Below are 17,535 nucleotides of genomic sequence, written 5' to 3' on the forward strand. Positions count from 1 at the left end.
TTGTGATCACAGCACTGTGACCAGTTCGTGACCGCAGGCGATGCAATGGCTCAGCCATTCGCCGAGGAACAGGTTGAGCTGGGTCTTCTCGTCCGGCTGGTGCATGGCGGCGTTGGGGTAGGGGTAGATGCCACGGAAGCGCCGGGCGTTTTCCGCGCCGATCACCTCGGCCATGCGTGCGTCATGGTAGGCCCGCACCTCCAGGCGCGGCACCGGCAGCCAGGGCAGGCTGTGCTCCTGACGCACTTCCAGGGTGGTGGTGTAGGGGCAGTTCTCCGTGACGCGGATCAGCAGCACGCCGAGCAGCAGGTCGCCCTGGCTCAGGGCGACGCGGCGCTCGCCCTGGGCCTCGCGCATGTCCGGCAGCAGGCGCAGCAGGCGTGCGTAGTTGGCTTCGCAAGCGGCCTGCAGCTCGACCAGGTCGACCCGGTAACGCTCGCGCAGCAGGTTCATGACCACAGCCCCCGCACTTCCGCGCGGTTCAGCGCCAGCCACTGCAGGGCGATGATGCTGGCGGCGTTGTCGATGCGCCCGTCCTTCACCGCCTGCAGCGCATCTTCCAGCGGCCAGACATGCACGCGGATGTCCTCGCCTTCCTCGGCCAGGCCATGCACGCCGCCCACGCCCTCGCTGCTGCAGCGACCGACATACAGATGCACGCGTTCGTCGGAGCCGCCGGGGGAGGGGTAATACTGGGTGATGGGCCACAGTGCGGTCAGTTGCAGGTCGGCCTCTTCCTCGGCCTCGCGGTGGGCCACTTCCTCGGGCTGCTCGTCCTTGTCGATCAGCCCGGCGACCAGCTCCAGCAGCCAGGGGTTGGCACTCTTGTCCATGGCGCCGACGCGGAACTGCTCGATCAGCACCACGGCATCGCGCTGCGGGTCATAGGGCAGCACGCAGACGGCGTCGTGGCGCACGAACAGCTCGCGGCTCAGCTGCGGGCCCATGCCGCCGGCGAACTGGCGGTGGCGCAGATGCAGGCGGTCCAGGCGATAGAAGCCCTTGAAGCAGGTCTCGCGCTGGAGCACCTCGACATCGGCATGTGACATGCAATTCCCCCTCGTGGCAGGGTCCTTCCCTGCAGAAAATCCAGCCGCCAGTGGCGGGCTAATGGTGAATGTGCGCGCGGCAACCGCGCTTTGGCAAGGGTTGCCGCTGCGGCCCGGCACTGTCGCCACCGGGTCATTCAATCAAGATAGTGTGACGTCGATATGCCGTGCTGTTCGGCATTTATCGTAAATAGCAGTCTTTTTCATTGGCTACCGATGAGTATACTCGGGGCGGTCTGTATCGACTTCAACAGGGAGGTGGGGGAATGCGCGCTGCAGAGCTGATCGATCTGCTCCGGCAATACGACCCGGACACGGATATCCCGGTGGCCTACACCGATGCCGAATTCGGCGAGCAGCCGCAGCCGCAGCTGCAGGTGGCCAGCTGTTACAGCACCGGCGACACCCGCTGCTACCAGAACCTGGTGGAGCAGGCCCAGGAGGGCCTGGTGGTGCTCGACCCGTTCGGCCGCATCACCTACATGAACCCCTTCATGCAGCAGTTCCTCGGCTACTCGCCGGCCGAGGCGCTCGGCAGGCCGCTGGCCCAGGTGATTTCCGCTGACCTGGTGGAAGTGGTGCTGATGCAGCGGCGCCAGGGCCCGTCGGCCGAGCGTTATCCGATGCGCATCCAGGCCCGCGACGGCCAGGTGCGCTGGGTGCAGATGAGCGCCGCGCCGATTCCCAGCGTCGACGGCAGCGACCGTGGCAGCCTGCTGACCATCACCGATATTTCCCACCGCGAGAGCCACGCCGACAAGCTCGGTGACCAGGAGAGCTTGGGGCAGAAGGTCTGGCGTATCTCCGAACAGCTGGACAGCCTCAAGTCCCTGCGCATGAACCTGCTGGCCGAGCTCGAGGCCCTGCAGGACTCGCCGCGGATCGCCGCCACGCCCTACTGGCATCAGCAGCGCTACCTCTATCTGGTGCGCCCGCAGAAGGATGGCAAGCGCGTGCGCGAATACATCGGCGCGCAGCCGGAGCGGATCAGCGAAGCCCTGGCCGCCGTGCGCCGCGAGCAGCGCTACCAGGAAGTCTGCCGCGAGCTGCAGGAGATCGAGGAAAAGATCCGCACCTCCACCTTCAAGCTCGACAGTTTCCTCTGGGAGCTGACCAAGGTGCCGGAGAACCTGCACAAACTGGTGAGCTAGAGCCTCGCGAGCGCTTTTTTCGATGACCGTTCCATGACAGACCGCCCCATTCCGGGGCGGTTGTCGTTTCTGCGTCTCGAATATCTGTGATCACATCTATAAATATCAATAAAAACAAATACTTATGCTGACTTGTCGTTAATGACAGCGAGGGGTTTTTGGTCCTTGTTGTGCCATTAAAGCGCTGAATAGGATGCCCGCCTCTCCCAACTCAGCAGGACGCAACGATGAGCCACCCCCAGCCCCCTCTGGATCACGACCAGTTTTACCGCGAACTCACCCTGCGCAACGCCGGGTTCATCAGTACCGACGACCAGTGTGGCCTGCGCGAGGCGGTCATCCTCGTGGCCGGCTGCGGCTCGACCGGCGGCAGCGTGATCGAGCTGCTGGTGCGCAGCGGCGCCGAGCACCTGATCCTGGCCGACAACGGCAGCTACGAGCTGAACAACGCCAATCGCCAGAACATGGTGGCCAGCGACATCGGCCGGACTAAGGTCGAGGTGTTCGCCGAGCGCGTGCGGCAGATCAACCCCTACATCAAGCTGGAGCTGCACGGCCACGGCGTGACGCCGGACAACGTCGAGGCCATGGTCGCCCAGGCCGACGTGGTGGTGGACGCCATCGACGTCACTGGGCGCTCCGGGCTGGAAATGAAGTACCTGCTGCACCGTGTCTGCCAGCGCCAGTACAAGCCGGTGGTGTGCGGCTACGACATGGCCGCCGCCCAGTACATCCCGGTGTTCGACTATCGCAACCCGGACCTGGCGGTGCTGGACGACCAGCTCAGCGCCGAGCAGGTGGCCACCCTCGACCCGATGCAGGCCTGCTCCTACCTGATCCCGGTGGAGTGCGTGCCGCTGGAGATGTACGCCGAGCTGGATCGCCACCTGGCCGGCAAGGACTACACCTCGCAGCTGGGCATCGCCGCCCACCTGTTCGGCACCCTGGCCACTGCGCTGATCATCGATCTGCTCAATGGCCGCCCGGTGCGCGACGCCATCTATGTCGACGTGTGGGAGCTGATCCGCCGTCGCGATGCCCAGGCCGAACGTGAGCACCAACAGCAGCTGGAGCAGGGGCGCCAGGCCCTGGCGCAGTGGCGCCAGCTGCCGGCGGAGCGCCCCGACGCGTTCTTCCTCGAGCGCTCGGTCAAGCACTACCAGGCGCCCCAGCTGGGCGGCCTGCGCAGCTATCAGCAGTTCTGCATCGATCGCCGCGCCGGCATCGCCACCTATGCGATTCCCAACTACCAGCTGGACAACAACCTGACCCGCCAGCTGCTGCGCTTCGCCTTCGTCCACTACGCCAAGGTCGGCTTCATCAACCCGCAGGTGGCGGCGCTGCGCCAGCTGCACGCCGAGCCGCTGGAGCACCTGGCCCAGGAGGACGTGCATATCGTCCTGGTGCGCGACAGCGACCAGCAGCTGCTGGCCTATTCCACCCTCAAGGCACCGATCGCCCGCGGCAAGCGCTTCGACGACGAGCAGCGCCCGGCCTTCGGCGTGGAAACCGCCTTCGGTCGTGACCTCTACGCGCAGATCGCCGAGCTGCAGGACCTGCCGGTGGAGCAGGTGCGCGAGATCGGTCGGGTGACCAAGGCGCAGATCGGCGACCCGGTGCTGGAGGCCAAGGCCGGCATGCTGCTGCTCAGCGCCTACGGCCGCCTGCTGTGCAAGACCGACAGCGGCGTGGCGGCGATGGTCGGCGACGGCGAGCGCCAGGTCACCCTGCGCAACCTCGGCTTCTTCGGCTTCCGCCCGCAGGTCATGCCGGCGCGTGCCGCCAGCATCCCGGCCGAGCACCTCTACGCCAACCGCTACCAGGGCCGCGAGGTGCATCCGTTCTGGCTGCGCCTGGATGCCATCGACCGCGAGCGGGTGGCCCAGATCGAAGGCCTGATCGAACTCGAAGGTGACGAATTCCTTTCCCAGCTGCGCGAAGCCAAGCAGCAGAACAACCTGCACATAGGAGCATGAACATGAACGGTATCTGGAACCAACAGCAGCAAGACATCCGCGCCCACTACCTGGCCGTCGGCCGCCAGCTGGTGCGCCCCACCTCGGCCCAGCGTGATCAGGAGCTGGGCTTCGACCGCGAACTGTGGCGCGCCCTGGGCAGCAGCGGCCTGTTCGGCGTGCACATGCCCAAGCAGTACGGTGGCCAGGGCCTCGGCATCTGGGAATTCTCCGCCGCGCTGGAAGGCTTCTCCGAAGGCTGCCAGGACATGGGTGTGCTGGTGTCCTTCGTCGCCCAAGTGGCCCTGGTGCAGGCCGCGCTGATCAGCTACGGCAGCGAGGAGCAGCTGCAGCGCTGGCTGCCGCCGCTGATCAGCGGCGAGAAGATCGGCTGCTTCGCCATCACCGAGCAGGGCTGCGGTTCCGACGTGCGCTCGCTGAAGCTGGCCGCGCGTCGCGACGGCAGCGGCTATCGCCTCAACGGCATGAAGTGGAACATCACCAACGCCCCGGTGGCGGATATCTGCATGACCTTCGCCCGCCTGGACGAGGCCGGTGCCAACGCCATCTCCTGCTTCATCACCGAGACCGCCAAGCCCGGCCTGGTGCAGTCCGCCCCGTTCGAGCTGATGGGCAACCGCGGCACGCCGATCGGTAGCCTGAGCTTCGACGAGGTGGCGCTGGACGCCGACAGCCTGGTCGGCACCGAGGGCCAGGGCCTGCGCGTGCTGTACTTCGGCTTCCTGGTCGAGCGCATCTTCACCGGCGTCTCCATCGTCGGCTGCATGCAGCCGGTGATCGACGAGTGCATGCAGTACAGCCTCAAGCGCGAGGCCTTCGGCCGGCCGATCAGCGACAACCAGTACGTGCAGGGCCACATCGTCCAGGCCTACACCCAGCTGGAGCTGCTGCGCAGCGTGGTCGGCCGCGGCCTGACCGAGCTGGAGCACGGCCGCGACTGCTCGACCCTGGCGTCGATCATCAAGATGCTGGCCAGCGAGGCGATGCACGAGGCCTGCCTCAACGCCATGCGCATCCACGGCAACTACGGCTACCGCCGCGACTTCCACTTCGAGCGCCTGCTGCGCGACTCCATCGGCCTGTTCTTCGCCGGCGGCACCAGCGAGATCCACAAGACCGTGATCTGGGCCAACTTGGTGGCCGAGGCGCAGAACCGCAGCAAGGCCAAGGACGACCTGCGCCTGGACGCCTACACCGGCGAAGGAGCCGCGGCATGAAGACTCGCGCCGTCGAGTTGCTCTCCTGGATGCTGCATCGGCCCTGGCTGATGCTCGCCATCCTGCTGCTGATCAGCACCGCGGCGGTGGTCGCGGTGGGTCGGCTGGAGATCAACAGCACTCCCTACATGATCGACAAGAGCCACCCCAGCCGGGTAGCCGATGCAGACAACAAGCGCCTGTTCTCCAACACCGGCGAGCAGGCCTTCGTCGCCCTGGAGAATCCCCAGGGCAATATCTTCAACACCAAGAGCCTGGCCCAGGTGGCCGAGCTGACTCGCGCCTTCCAGGCCATCGAGATGGTGCAGCCGGGCGACAGCGACAAGCTGCGCGCCCTGCGCGGCGATGCCCGCCTGGAGGCGGATGTCGACGCCATCCTCGAAGGCGGCCTGACCCCGGCCGACCAGCCGCGCCTGGTCGCGCTCAAGCAGCGCCTTGCCGAGGCCGGCGAGCTCAGCCATACCCAGGAAGCCTGGCTGGACAGCCTGCACACCCGCCTGGTGCCGATCCGCAAGGTACGCAGCCTGGTGACCGTGGAGAACCTGCTGACCGTCGACGAGGCGCTCGACGTGCATGCGCTGATGCCGCGCGTGCCGCAGGACAAGGCCGCGCTCGACGCCCTGCGCGCCGAGGCCATGGGCAACCCGCTGTTCCTCGACAGCCTGGTCTCGCGTGACGGCAGTGCCACCACCATCCAGGTCGAGTTCAACATCGCCCAGGATGATTCGCCGGCCATGCTGCAGGTCTATCAGGCCATCGTCGACATCACCGACAAGGTGCAGGGCGATGACCGCATCTACCTCAGCGGCCCGCCGATGATCGCCGCGCAGACCGCGTCGAACATGGAGAAGGACAACCAGACCCTACTGCCGGCTGTGCTGCTGGTGATCCTGACGATCCTGTTCATCAGCTTCGGCCGCCTGCAGGGCGTGGTCGCGCCGCTGCTGATCGCCATCTTCAGCCTGATCTGGACCCTGGGTCTGATGGCCGCCTGCGGGGTGAAGCAGAACATCATCACCTCGATCATGCCGGTGTTCATCATCTCCATCGCGGTGTGCGACGCCATCCACTTCCTCGCCGACTACTACCGCAACCTGCCGCCCAACCCGGACCGCCAGGCGCGCATCGACACCGCCTTCAAGGTGATGCAGCAGCTGTTCTGGCCGATGTTCGTGACCTGCATGACCACCCTGGTCGGCTTCTTCTCGCTGATCTGGACCGACGTCACCTTCATCCGCGAGTTCGGCATCTTCACCGGCTTCGGCATCTTCTTCGCCTGGCTGATCACCATCGTCTTCCTGCCGGCCATCGTCATCCTGTGGAAGGCCGAGCCGCCGCGCCACGGCCTGCTGGTCAGCGACCGCCTGGACCGCATGATCGCCGCCCTCGGCCACTTCGCCCGCTACGGCAAGAAGCTGGCCCTGGGCATGCTGGTGGCCATCGTGCTGTGCAGCTGGTACGTGGTGGAGAACCTCACCGTGGACAACCAGGTGATCGGCTACTTCGAGGAAGACAGTCGCATCCGCCAGGACGACGCGGCGATCAACGCCAAGTTCGGTGGCACCACGCCGATCAGCATCATGATCGAGAGCGGCAAGGTCGATGCCTTCAAGGATCCGGCGGTGATCGAGGCCGTGGCCAAGCTGCAGGAGCACCTGCGCCAGCAGCAGCTGGTCGGCTTCACCTATTCGCCGGCCGACTTCGTCAAGCGCCTGCACCAGGTGACCCAGGATGAGTTCGCCGCCGAGCACTACCGCCTGCCGAGCGATATTAGCGGCAGCCTGCTTGCCCAGTACTACCTGCTGTACGAGAACGCCAACGGTCGCGACCTGTTCGACGTGGTCGACCGCCGCTTCCAGAACGGCCGGGTGCTGGCCATCCTGCACACCGACCGCTCCTCGGAAGTCGGCGCGCTGATGCGCGATGCCCTGGACTACGCCCGCGAGGTGCTGCCGGCCGGCATGACCGTGCGCGTGTCCGGCTACGGCGAAGTGTTGGTGGCCACCACCGACGCGGTGGTGTGGGGGCAGATCAACAGCATCCTGTCGTCGCCGGCGCTGATCGTGCTGATGGTCATGGCCATGTTCCACTCGATTCGCCTGGGCTTCGTCGCCCTGCTGCCGCTGCTGTTCACCCTGGTGGGCATCAGCGGGCTGATGGCGCTGAGCGGCACCGATCTGGACATCGGCACCTCGATCATCGCGGCGATCTCCTTCGGCATCGGCATCGACTACGCGATCCACGTGATCGCCGCCATGCGCCACAGCCAGGGCGCGCCCCAGGAGGCCACCCAGTACGCCCTGCGGCATACCGGCAAGCCGATCCTGATCAACACCCTGGCGCTGGGTCTGGGCTTCCTGGTGCTGTGCCTGTCGGGCTACCAGTCGCTGGTTAACCTGGGCTTCTTCATCTCGCTGACCATGCTGTTCGCCGCGCTGTTCGCCCTGCTGGTGCTGCCGGTGTTCGTGCGTACCCGCCAGGAGCCGCAGGCCTCGGCGCAGCTGCAGTCGGAGCCGGCCAATGCGTAAGCACCTGCTCTGGCTGCTGTGCGTGGCCCTGCCGGCCGGCGCCCAGGACTGGCTGGCGCTGACGCTCTACCCGGGCGGCGAGCTGTACCAGGCCGAGCATCTGCAGCGCCTGGTCGGCGCCACGCAGAACCTGTGGGAAGTGAAGGATGCCCAGGGACGGACGCCGATCCAGTCCCTGGACAGCCTGGCCAGCACCAACGCCATCGCCGCCCAGGGTGATGACGTGCGCTTCCGTCGGCTGATCGAGACCCGCGAGCTGACGCCCGCGGGCCTCAAGACCCTGGCCGGCCTGGTCGAGCAGCATCCGCTGCTCGGCCCGCGCCTGGTCACGGCGCAGCACGACGGCACGCACTTCTGGCTGCGCCTGGCGCACCCCTATGCCGAGGCCGAGAAGGCCGAGCTGCTGCTGAGCTATGCCAAGCGCCTGGCCGCCGACTTCTCTGCCAACTGCCGGGTGGCCGGGGGTGCCCAGGGCGCGCTGCAGGGCTTCCAGCTCGCCGAATGGACTATGCAGGCCGAGGCCAAGATGCCGCCACGCACCGCCACTCTGCAGGCCCTGCAGCAGCAAGTGGACACGTTGCGCCAGCGCAGCGAACAGGCCTATTCGGCCGCCGACATCCTGATCTACCTCAAGCGGGTGCTCAACGGCGACGCCAGCCTGCCGGCCAGCGACGACGAAGTGGCGCAGCTCTACCTGATCGCCGAGAGCCTGCGCAGCCGCGATCTGCAGGACCTGGCGCGGCCCGACTTCCAGCGCCTCAAGCTGGTCGCCCTGGGCCGCGAGCGCGCCGCCACCCCATCCCTGCCGGGTTACCGGCTGGAGGCCAAGGCCCAGTGGTCATCCACCCCGAACAGCTACCTGACAGTCGACTGTCGTTAAGGAGTTTTCCCATGCGTATTTCCCTGATTGCCCTCGGCCTGCTGCTGAGCCTGCCGGCCCTGGCCGAGGCCCTCGACCCCGCCGCCATCATGCGCACCGTGCGCGACCGCGACGAAGGCCAGGACCGCCGCTCGGAAGTGACCCTGGTGCAGACCATGGCCGACGGCTTCGTCCGTGAGCGCAAGCTGCTGATGCTGGAGAAGGAGTACGGCGAGGAGCGCAAGGCCACCCTGTACTTCACCGCGCCCAGCGACACCGCCGGCACCGGCATCCTGATGCACAGCTACGCCGAGGCCGCCGCCCGCGAGGACGACCAGTGGCTGTATCTGCCGGCCCTGCGCAAGACCCGGCGCATCGCCACCAACTCCAAGGAGGGCCCGTTCCTCGGCACCGACTTTTCCTTCGCCGACATCGAGCGCATGCGCGTCGACGACTACCAGTACAAGCTGCTGCGCGAGGAAGAGTTCAAGGGCCGTCCGGTCTACGTGATCGAGGCGCGCACCGCCGACGGCCTGGAGAACCCGCGCACCGGTTACAGCCAGCGCCTGGTGTATGTCGACCGCGAGCGCAAGCTGATCCTGCGCGACGAGTTCTTTCGCGGTGGTCGTCAGATCAAGACCTTCGAGGTGGTGGATGTAGCCGAGGTGGAGGGCTTCTGGACGGTCAACGAGTCGCTGATGAGCAACCTGGTCGAGGGCGGCCAGACCCGCCTGCTGCGCACCGCCGCCGATTACAACCTGGACCTGGGCGACCAGAACTTCAGCGAGCGCGCTCTGCGCAACGGGATTCGCTGATGCGTGCACTGTTGATTGGCCTGCTCGGCAGTCTGGCCAGCCTGCCCACGCTGGCCGCGACCCTGAGCAGTCGCGGCCACCTGGAAGACAGCTATCACCATGATACCACCGGTGCCAGCAGCTCCGGCCATCGCGTCGAGGCCTTGCTGGAGAGCCGCGTCAGCGAGGGCAACTGGACCCTCGACAGCGTGCTGCTCGGCCGCTACCGCAGCCAGTACGACGATGCCGGCGGCAAGCTGGAGGACCGCATGGAGTCCGACCAGGATCTGCGCGAGCTGTACCTGACCTGGGCCGGCGACAACTGGCAATGGCGCCTCGGCCAGCAGCAGATCGCCTGGGGCCGCGGCGACTACTTCCGCCTGGTCGACGTGCTCAACCCGCTGGACCTGCGCGAGTTCCTGCTGCCCTATATCGACGACTACTCCCTCGGCCGGCAGACCCGGCCCATGGCGGTGGTGGAGATCTATGGCGACAGCCTGGAGCAGCAGTTCGTCGCCGCGCCCAAGGCCCAGGACACCCGCTACGCCCCGGCCGGCGCCGACTTCGCCATCGCCGGTCGGCCGGAGGGGCTGCCCGAGGACGACGAGCACGAGCGCCCGGATATCGGCTGGCGCGGCAAGATGCTGGTCGACGGCACCGACCTGGACTTCTACCTGTTCGACGGCCTCAGTCCCGATCCGTTGTATGTGGTGGAGGATAGCCAGTTGGTCGAGCAGCAGCGCCGGCGCAGCCTGGTCGGCGCCTCGTTCGCCCGCCCGGCTGGCGACTGGGTGGTGCGTGGCGACCTGGTGCACCTGTTCAACGAACCGCTGCAGACCCCGGAAGGTGCGGAGAACGTGCCCAAGTCGGCGGCGCTGCTCGGCCTCGACCTGACCCGCAACGAATGGACGGTCAACCTGCAGGCCACGGTCAGCCATCGCCATGGCGCGCCGGACAGCCTGCAGCGCGAGACCGGCTGGGAGGCCTCGGCGGCGGTGCTCAAGGACTGGTCCAAGCAGCGCCTCAACGCCGGCATCCTCTGGCTGTACAACCGCGAGGTGCAGAGCAGCCACATGGTCAAGGCCAACCTCGGCTACCGGCCGTGGAACCAGTGGTACCTGGAGACGGGCTACATCGCCTTCAGCGGCGGGCAGACCACTCAGTACGGCCAGTTCGACAACCGCGACCGTCTCTATCTGCAGGTGCGTCGCGACTTCAGTCTCTGAGTGAGGTGGGCTTGGATGGTGGCGCGCGGCCGGCGACAATGGCCGCGCGCGCCGGGAACGCCCGGCGTGGTGCACAGTCGAAACGCCCGTCGCCGTCCCGAGGAAAGTCCATGCGTCCCATCGCCGTTGCCGGCCTGCTGTCTCTCTCGCTGCTGCTGAGCGGGTGCCAGGCAATACTGCTCGCCGCCAAACCCAAGTCGTCGGCGCTGCCCGTCACCCGTGACGCCTGGGAACACCGCACAGCGGGCTGCGAGGGCAAGGAATGCCCGCTGATCAATATCGACGTGCAGCGCTTCGACGAGCTGCCCGAGCTGAATGCGCGCATCGAGCAGGAGCTGCTCAAGCTGACCATCGAGCTGCCGGGCGATCCACCGCCAACCTCGCTGCAGGCCTACGAGCGCGATTTCCTGGCCACGGCCAAGCCGGGCTGGATGAGCTATCTGCAGGCCAAGGTGCTGGAGCAGCATGACCGCCTGGTGGTGATCGAGCTGTCCAGCTACCGCTTCACCGGCGGCGCCCACGGCATTCCCGGGCGCGCCTACCTCAACTACGACCGCGACAAGGGCCGCCTGCTGAGCCTGGACGACCTGCTGCTGCCGGACGGCGAGACCGCCTTCTGGCAGCAGGCCGAACTGGCCCACCAGGCCTGGCTCAAGGCCAACGGCCTGGGCGATGACCTGAAGTACCAGGCCGAGTGGCCCTTCGCCCGCACCGCCAACGTCGCCCTGCTGCGCGGCTCGGTGATGCTCAAGTACGAGATCGGCCGCATCGCGCCTTACGCCAGCGGCCATCCCGAACTGCGCATTCCCTATTCGCGCCTCAACGGCATCGTCAAACCCTTCTACTTCCCCGGGCGCGGCTGATCAGCCACGCCCGGCCAGCTTGCCCAGCAGCAGTTGCAGGACGGCGGCCAGGCCCAGTGCCGGCAGGGTGGCGCCGACGGCGGGGTAGAAGTTCACCAGCACATGGAAGGTGGCCACGCCGCAGGCCCAGGCCAGCAGGCTGTCCCAGCGCAGCAGCGGTACGCTGCTCGGCACTTGGCGGCGGCGCAGGACGAAGTGGTCCATCAGCACCACGCCGAACAGCGGGGCGAACACCGAGCCGATCAGCAGCAGGAAGTGCTCGTACTGCGCCAGCGGGGCGAACCAGGCGATCAGGGTGCACAGCACGCCGATGGCCAGGGCCAGGTGCTCGACCTTGAACGGCAGCAGGGTGCCGCTGGACACAGCGGCCGAGTGGATGTCGGCGAAGGCCTTCTCCGACTCGTCGAGCAGGATCAGCAGCAGCGGGATACCCAGGCCGGCGCCGGCCAGGGCCAGCAGCAGGCTGTTGGCCTCGTCCGGTGCGGCGAACGCCAGGGTGTAGGCCACGCCCAGGCTCATCAGCCACAGGCAGCCGACGAAGAAGCCCAGCGCCGCGCCGGCGAACACGCCGCTTGCGCGCTTGCCGAAGCGTGAGTAGTCGGCGATCAGTGGCAGCCACGACAGCGGCATGGCGATGGCCAGGTCGAAGCCCAGGGCGAAACTCATCGAGCCGTCGCCCGGGCGCGCCCACAGCGCGGCCAGGTCGGCCTTGGCGAACAGGTTCCAGGTCAGCCAGGCGCATGCGCCGAGCAGCAGCCAGATGCCCCACTGGCGCAGCACGCGGCGGACGAAGGCCAGCGGCCCGGCCACTGCCAGCAGGGTGGCCAGGGCGCCGAAGAGCAGGGTCCACAGTGTGGCGTTGGTCCAGGCGCTGCCTTCGCCGAGGAACTTGCCGGCCAGCAGGCTGGCGGCATCGCGCATGACGATGATCTCGAACGCGCCCCAGCCGATCAGCTGCAGCAGGTTGAGCAGCGCCGGCAGGGTCGCGCCGTGACGGCCGAGGCTCAGGCGCAGGGCGGCCATCGAGGCCATGCCGGTGTCGCTGCCGATCACCCCGACCGCGCCGAGCAGCAGGGCGCCGAGGCCGACGCCGAGGACCAGCGCCAGCAGCGAGCCGGCCAGACCCAGGCCGGGGGCGAGCAGGGCGCCGGCCTGCAGCACCATCAGGCCCATGCCGAGGGAGAACCACAGCACGAGCAGGTCGCGGGCACCGAAGGCGCGATCGGTCAGCGGCACGGCGAGGTTGGGGGAATAGTTGGGCGTGTTCACTTCGTTATTGTTCTCTGCAGGGGAATGAACAGCCCCGCGAACTGCGCGGGGCCTGGCGAGGGCAGGCTCAGACCTGCTTGTAGATCACCGCGCCTTCGTCCTTGAAGCGTTCGGCCTGCTCGGCGAAGCCGGCCTCGATGGCCTTCTGCTCGTCGGTCAGGCCGTTTTCCTTGGCGTAGTCGCGCACTTCCTGGGTGATCTTCATCGAGCAGAACTTCGGCCCGCACATGGAGCAGAAGTGCGCGACCTTGGCCGAGTCCTTGGGCAGGGTCTCGTCGTGGAAGCTGCGCGCGGTGTCCGGGTCCAGGCCGAGGTTGAACTGGTCTTCCCAGCGGAACTCGAAGCGCGCCTTGGACAGGGCGTTGTCGCGGATCTGCGCGCCCGGATGACCCTTGGCCAGGTCGGCGGCGTGCGCGGCGATCTTGTAGGTGATGATGCCGGTCTTCACGTCATCCTTGTTCGGCAGGCCCAGGTGCTCCTTGGGCGTGACGTAGCAGAGCATGGCGCAGCCGAACCAGCCGATCATCGCCGCGCCGATGCCCGAGGTGATGTGATCGTAGCCGGGGGCGATATCGGTGGTCAGCGGGCCGAGGGTGTAGAACGGCGCCTCGTCGCAGCACTCCAGCTGCTTGTCCATGTTCTCCTTGATCAGCTGCATCGGCACGTGGCCGGGGCCTTCGATCATGGTCTGCACATCGTGCTTCCAGGCGATCTTGGTCAGCTCGCCGAGAGTTTCCAGCTCGCCGAACTGGGCGGCGTCGTTGGCGTCGGCAATCGAGCCCGGACGCAGGCCGTCGCCCAGCGAGAAGCTGACATCGTAGGCCTTCATGATTTCGCAGATTTCCTCGAAGTGGGTGTAGAGGAAATTCTCTTTATGGTGCGCCAGGCACCACTTGGCCATGATCGAGCCGCCACGCGAGACGATGCCGGTGACCCGCTTGGCGGTCAGCGGTACATAGCGCAGCAGCACGCCGGCGTGGATGGTGAAGTAGTCCACGCCCTGTTCGGCCTGCTCGATCAGGGTGTCGCGGAACAGCTCCCAGGTCAGGTCCTCGGCGATGCCGTTGACCTTTTCCAGGGCCTGGTAAATCGGCACGGTGCCGATCGGCACCGGCGAGTTGCGGATGATCCACTCGCGGGTCTCGTGGATGTGCTTGCCGGTGGACAGGTCCATGACCGTGTCCGAGCCCCAGCGGATGCCCCAGGTCAGCTTGGCCACTTCTTCCTCGATGGAGGAGCCCAGCGCCGAATTGCCGATATTGCCGTTGATCTTCACCAGGAAGTTGCGGCCGATGATCATCGGCTCCAGCTCCACGTGGTTGATGTTGGCTGGGATGATGGCGCGGCCGCGGGCGATCTCGCTGCGCACGAATTCAGGGGTGATCTCTTTCGGGATGGACGCACCGAAGCTGTGCCCGGCGTGTTGCTCCTTGAGCAGGCCTGCCTCGCGGGCTTCGGTCAGCTTCATGTTTTCGCGGATGGCGACGTATTCCATCTCGGGCGTGATGATGCCCTGGCGGGCGTAGTGCATCTGGCTGACGTTCTTGCCCGCCTTGGCCCGGCGTGGGTTGCGCACATGGGCGAAACGCATGGCGGTCAGCTCGGTATCGTTCAGGCGGCGCTGGCCGAACTCGGAGGACAGACCCGGCAGTTTCTCGGTGTCGCCGCGGTCCTCGATCCAGGCGCTGCGCACGTCGGCCAGGCCCTGGCGCACGTCGATGGCCACGCTCGGGTCGGTATAGGGGCCGGAGGTGTCGTAGACGGTGACCGGGGCGTTGATCTCGCCACCGAAGGCGGTGGGCGTGACATCCAGGCTGATCTCGCGCATCGGCACGCGGATATCCGGGCGCGAGCCCTGCACATAGACCTTCTGCGAGCGCGGGAAGGGCTGCACGGACTGTTGGTCGACGCGGGCGCTCTCGCTCAGGTGTACTTGTGGTTTGCTGCTCATCGGCTCGGCTCCTTGCTGGATGTCGGAGCGAACCTGATGACGGAAGGCGCACCATGGCTGGTGCGAGAAGACTCGCCGAACGGCGAGGACATCTTGTTCCCTACGCAGGCCTTAACCTGATCAGGTTCAACGGGATCCGGAACTTTCCGATCTCAGCCCACGACTCTGGGCACCCCGACAAGAACTGCCGGCAGTCTAATCAAGCTCGCCGCCGGACAACAGCCCATGGTGATTGTGCCCGCGGTATTTCGTCGGGAATCCGCAACCTGGGCTATATAGCGTTGGCATTGTTGCGACGAAGAAACAAAGCTTGTCGCAAACCGGCCCGCCGTTGCGCTGCGCTCGCCTTGACCGCCGCCTGCGGCAGCCTTAGCCTTGCCCGATTCCCCCGCATCTAGGACTGATCATGCTACGCAGACTCTCTCTGGCGCTCGCGGTAGCAGCTGCCACCTCTGGAATGGCCTGGGCCGAAGACGCTCCCCTGGCGACCAAGACCGATCTGGTCACCGTCTACAACGAGGCGGTGAAGAACAACGCCGACCTGGCCGCCGCCCGCGCCAACTACGCGGCGATCAGCGAAGTGGTGCCCCAGGCCCGCGCCGGCCTGCTGCCGAACCTGTCCGCCGGCGCCGATGCGATGAACACCGATACCGACGTCGACACCCGCTCCGGCAATGTCGACAGCTCGCGCAGCGGCCTGTCCTACCGCGCCAGTCTGAGCCAGCCGCTGTTCCGTGCCGATCGCTGGTTCCAGTTCCAGGCGGCCAAGGCCACCGACCAGCAATACGCCCTGCAGCTCTCCGCCACCGAGCAGAACCTGATCCTGCAGAGCGCCGAAACCTACTTCGCCGTGCTACGCGCCCAGGACACCCTGGCCTCGACCAAGGCCGAGGAAGCGGCGTTCAAGCGTCAGCTGGACCAGGCCAACGAGCGCTTCGACGTGGGCCTGTCGGACAAGACCGACGTGCTGGAAGCCCAGGCCGGTTACGACACCGCCCGCGCCAACCGCATTCTCGCCGAGCGTTCGGTGGATGACGCGTTCCAGGCACTGGTCACCCTGACCAACCGCGAGTACGCCTCCATCGAGGGCATTCTGCACACCCTGCCGGTGCTGGAGCCGACGCCGAACGATGCCAAGGCCTGGGTCGATACCGCCGCCCAGCAGAACCTCAACCTGCAGGCCAGCAACTATGCGGTGAACGCCGCCGAAGAGACCCTGCGCCAGAACAAGGCCGGCCATGCTCCGACCCTGGACGCCGTGGCCCAGTACCAGAAGGGCGACAACGACTCCCTCGGCTTCACCAACAACGACCTGGCCTCGCCCTATGACGGCGATGCCGAGCAGACCAGCATCGGCCTGCAGCTGAACATCCCGATCTACAGCGGCGGCCTGACCAGCTCCCAGGTGCGTGAGGCCTATCATCGCCTGAGTCAGAGCGAGCAGGAGCGCGAGAGCCTGCGCCGCCAGGTGGTGGAGAACACCCGCAACCTGCACCGCGCGGTGAACACCGACGTGGAAACCGTGCAGGCGCGCAAGCAGTCGATCATCTCCAACCAGAGCGCCCTGGAAGCCACCGAGATCGGCTACCAGGTCGGTACCCGCAACATCGTCGACGTGCTCGATGCCCAGCGTCAGTTGTACGGTTCGGTGCGCAACTACAACAACGCGCGCTACGACTACATCCTCAACAACCTGCGCCTGAAGCAGGCCGCCGGCACCCTGGCGCCGACCGACCTGGATGCCCTGTCGGGCTTCCTCAAGCCGGACTACAACCCGGACCAGGACTTCCTGCCGCCGGATCTGGCCAAGGCCGCGGAAGCCCAGCTCAAGGGCGATCCGGAGTACTGAGTCAGTCGCAAGAGCAAAACCCCGCGCCGAGCGGGGTTTTTTTTATGCTGGCATTTGGCCTATACCTTGCTTTGGCTACAGCTTTGCTGAATGCGGCCGATGCACAGGCATAGGTCGCCTGACCGGAAGGAGTTTCGTTGTGTCCGTTCTGTTCTCGCTGTTGCGCAGCCGCCTGCTGCGTCCTGTCTTTATTGCCCTCGGCCTGGCCATGCTGGCGCAGGTAGGGCTGGCCGTCTGGCTGACCCGCGCCACCGTGGACGAGCTGGTCAACGACCTGACCCAACGCCTGGGTGGCGAGAGCCAGCGCCTGGCCGGCGAGCTGGGCAGCGCCGAGGAAGAGATGCGCGCCGGCCTGGCCGCGCTCTCCACCAATACCCGCGAGCGCCTCTCCGGCGGTCTCTCCAGCCAGCTCAAGGACGAACAGGCGCAGCTGCGCAAGGTGCTGGAGGAGAACCTCAAGCAGTCCGGCAATTCCATCGCCCAGATGCTCGCCGGTGTGGCGCCCAAGGCCATCTGGGACAACGACGCCCCGGCACTGACCGCCCTGACCCGCATCGTCCAGCGCGACCCGGCGGTGCTCTTCGCGGTGTTCTATGACGCCCAGGGCCAGCGCCTGACGCGCAACTTCAACCGCAGCAGCCCGCGGGTGCGCGAGCTGGTGGCGGCCGGGCAGGGCGACGGCGCCCTGGCCAAGCTGGTCGACGCGGCGTCCCGCGACCCCAAGGTGCACCTGGTCGAGGTGGATATCAATCCGATGGGCGCCTCCATCGGCAAGGTCCAGCTGGGCATGTCGCTGGATGGCG

General features: G+C 66.7%; 13 protein-coding genes and 1 riboswitch. Of the genes, 9 read left to right on the forward strand and 4 right to left on the reverse strand.

All coding sequences use genetic code 11. The features are described from left to right. Positions 1-6 precede the first annotated feature (6 nt). Both FFS62_RS00140 and FFS62_RS00145 read right to left on the reverse strand, forming a co-directional pair. A complete protein-coding gene (locus tag FFS62_RS00140; RefSeq protein WP_137970808.1) occupies positions 7-459 on the reverse strand; it encodes a DUF1249 domain-containing protein in 453 nt (150 codons plus the stop codon). Beyond that, on the reverse strand, positions 450-1,049 hold the full coding sequence (locus FFS62_RS00145) for an NUDIX domain-containing protein (protein ID WP_137970809.1): 600 nt from the start codon (positions 1,047-1,049) through the stop codon (positions 450-452). The genes FFS62_RS00140 and FFS62_RS00145 overlap by 10 nt, the downstream gene beginning before the upstream one ends. Positions 1,050-1,315: 266 nt before the next feature. Between FFS62_RS00145 and FFS62_RS00150 the strand changes: the two genes are divergently transcribed. The 8 genes from FFS62_RS00150 to FFS62_RS00185 all read left to right on the forward strand — a co-directional run bounded on the left by FFS62_RS00150 (position 1,316) and on the right by FFS62_RS00185 (position 11,663). Further along, positions 1,316-2,200 carry a PAS domain S-box protein gene (locus tag FFS62_RS00150; RefSeq protein ID WP_137970810.1) on the forward strand — a complete coding sequence of 295 codons (885 nt, stop codon included), beginning with the start codon at positions 1,316-1,318 and terminating at the stop codon, positions 2,198-2,200. Between the two features lie 227 nt (positions 2,201-2,427). Further along, positions 2,428-4,176 (forward strand): ThiF family adenylyltransferase, encoded by a 1,749-nt coding sequence (locus FFS62_RS00155; RefSeq protein ID WP_137970811.1) that lies wholly within the window; start codon positions 2,428-2,430, stop codon positions 4,174-4,176. A gap of 2 nt (positions 4,177-4,178) precedes the next feature. Continuing rightward, positions 4,179-5,393, forward strand: coding sequence for an acyl-CoA dehydrogenase family protein (locus FFS62_RS00160; protein WP_171016240.1), 1,215 nt, complete (start codon positions 4,179-4,181; stop codon positions 5,391-5,393). Then, entirely contained in the window at positions 5,390-7,921 is a 2,532-nt protein-coding gene (locus FFS62_RS00165; RefSeq protein WP_137970813.1) for an RND family transporter, read from the forward strand. The genes FFS62_RS00160 and FFS62_RS00165 overlap by 4 nt, the downstream gene beginning before the upstream one ends. Next, entirely contained in the window at positions 7,914-8,801 is an 888-nt protein-coding gene (locus FFS62_RS00170; RefSeq protein WP_137970814.1) for a hypothetical protein, read from the forward strand. Before FFS62_RS00165 ends, FFS62_RS00170 begins: the two co-directional genes overlap by 8 nt. Before the next feature lie 11 nt (positions 8,802-8,812). Further along, positions 8,813-9,595 (forward strand): outer membrane lipoprotein-sorting protein, encoded by a 783-nt coding sequence (locus FFS62_RS00175; RefSeq protein ID WP_137970815.1) that lies wholly within the window; start codon positions 8,813-8,815, stop codon positions 9,593-9,595. Next, complete coding sequence (locus FFS62_RS00180; protein WP_137970816.1) at positions 9,595-10,800, forward strand: DUF1302 family protein; 1,206 nt, start codon at positions 9,595-9,597, stop codon at positions 10,798-10,800. Before FFS62_RS00175 ends, FFS62_RS00180 begins: the two co-directional genes overlap by 1 nt. 110 nt (positions 10,801-10,910) lie before the next feature. After that, on the forward strand, positions 10,911-11,663 hold the full coding sequence (locus FFS62_RS00185) for an RsiV family protein (RefSeq protein ID WP_137970817.1): 753 nt from the start codon (positions 10,911-10,913) through the stop codon (positions 11,661-11,663). Here the strand turns inward: FFS62_RS00185 and cytX are convergent, their stop codons facing one another. Then, the gene (cytX, locus tag FFS62_RS00190; protein WP_137970818.1) at positions 11,664-12,932 is read right to left on the reverse strand and encodes a putative hydroxymethylpyrimidine transporter CytX; all 1,269 of its coding nucleotides are present in this window, start codon (positions 12,930-12,932) and stop codon (positions 11,664-11,666) included. 67 nt (positions 12,933-12,999) lie between these two features. Continuing rightward, a complete protein-coding gene (gene thiC, locus FFS62_RS00195; RefSeq protein WP_137970819.1) occupies positions 13,000-14,883 on the reverse strand; it encodes a phosphomethylpyrimidine synthase ThiC in 1,884 nt (627 codons plus the stop codon). Between the two features lie 80 nt (positions 14,884-14,963). Then, positions 14,964-15,070, reverse strand: a riboswitch (TPP riboswitch). A gap of 219 nt (positions 15,071-15,289) precedes the next feature. On the opposite strand from thiC, the gene FFS62_RS00200 reads away from it, so the two are divergent. Continuing rightward, complete coding sequence (locus FFS62_RS00200) at positions 15,290-16,732, forward strand: TolC family outer membrane protein (RefSeq protein ID WP_137970820.1); 1,443 nt, start codon at positions 15,290-15,292, stop codon at positions 16,730-16,732. Positions 16,733-17,535: the final 803 nt, after the last annotated feature.

This window comes from Pseudomonas sp. F(2018) (assembly GCF_005508865.1).
Classification (GTDB): Bacteria; Pseudomonadota; Gammaproteobacteria; order Pseudomonadales; family Pseudomonadaceae; genus Aquipseudomonas.

What these genes read in the sequence shown, in the direction of transcription:
- FFS62_RS00165 (WP_137970813.1), top strand. Translation starts at nt 5,390, where the DNA reads ATGAAGACTCGCGCCGTCGAGTTGCTCTCCTGGATGCTGCATCGGCCC.
- FFS62_RS00200 (WP_137970820.1), top strand. Translation starts at nt 15,290, where the DNA reads ATGCTACGCAGACTCTCTCTGGCGCTCGCGGTAGCAGCTGCCACCTCT.
- FFS62_RS00145 (WP_137970809.1), bottom strand. Translation starts at nt 1,049, where the DNA reads ATGTCACATGCCGATGTCGAGGTGCTCCAGCGCGAGACCTGCTTCAAG.
- FFS62_RS00180 (WP_137970816.1), top strand. Translation starts at nt 9,595, where the DNA reads ATGCGTGCACTGTTGATTGGCCTGCTCGGCAGTCTGGCCAGCCTGCCC.
- FFS62_RS00160 (WP_171016240.1), top strand. Translation starts at nt 4,179, where the DNA reads ATGAACGGTATCTGGAACCAACAGCAGCAAGACATCCGCGCCCACTAC.
- FFS62_RS00150 (WP_137970810.1), top strand. Translation starts at nt 1,316, where the DNA reads ATGCGCGCTGCAGAGCTGATCGATCTGCTCCGGCAATACGACCCGGAC.
- FFS62_RS00175 (WP_137970815.1), top strand. Translation starts at nt 8,813, where the DNA reads ATGCGTATTTCCCTGATTGCCCTCGGCCTGCTGCTGAGCCTGCCGGCC.
- FFS62_RS00155 (WP_137970811.1), top strand. Translation starts at nt 2,428, where the DNA reads ATGAGCCACCCCCAGCCCCCTCTGGATCACGACCAGTTTTACCGCGAA.
- FFS62_RS00170 (WP_137970814.1), top strand. Translation starts at nt 7,914, where the DNA reads ATGCGTAAGCACCTGCTCTGGCTGCTGTGCGTGGCCCTGCCGGCCGGC.
- FFS62_RS00185 (WP_137970817.1), top strand. Translation starts at nt 10,911, where the DNA reads ATGCGTCCCATCGCCGTTGCCGGCCTGCTGTCTCTCTCGCTGCTGCTG.
- thiC (WP_137970819.1), bottom strand. Translation starts at nt 14,883, where the DNA reads ATGAGCAGCAAACCACAAGTACACCTGAGCGAGAGCGCCCGCGTCGAC.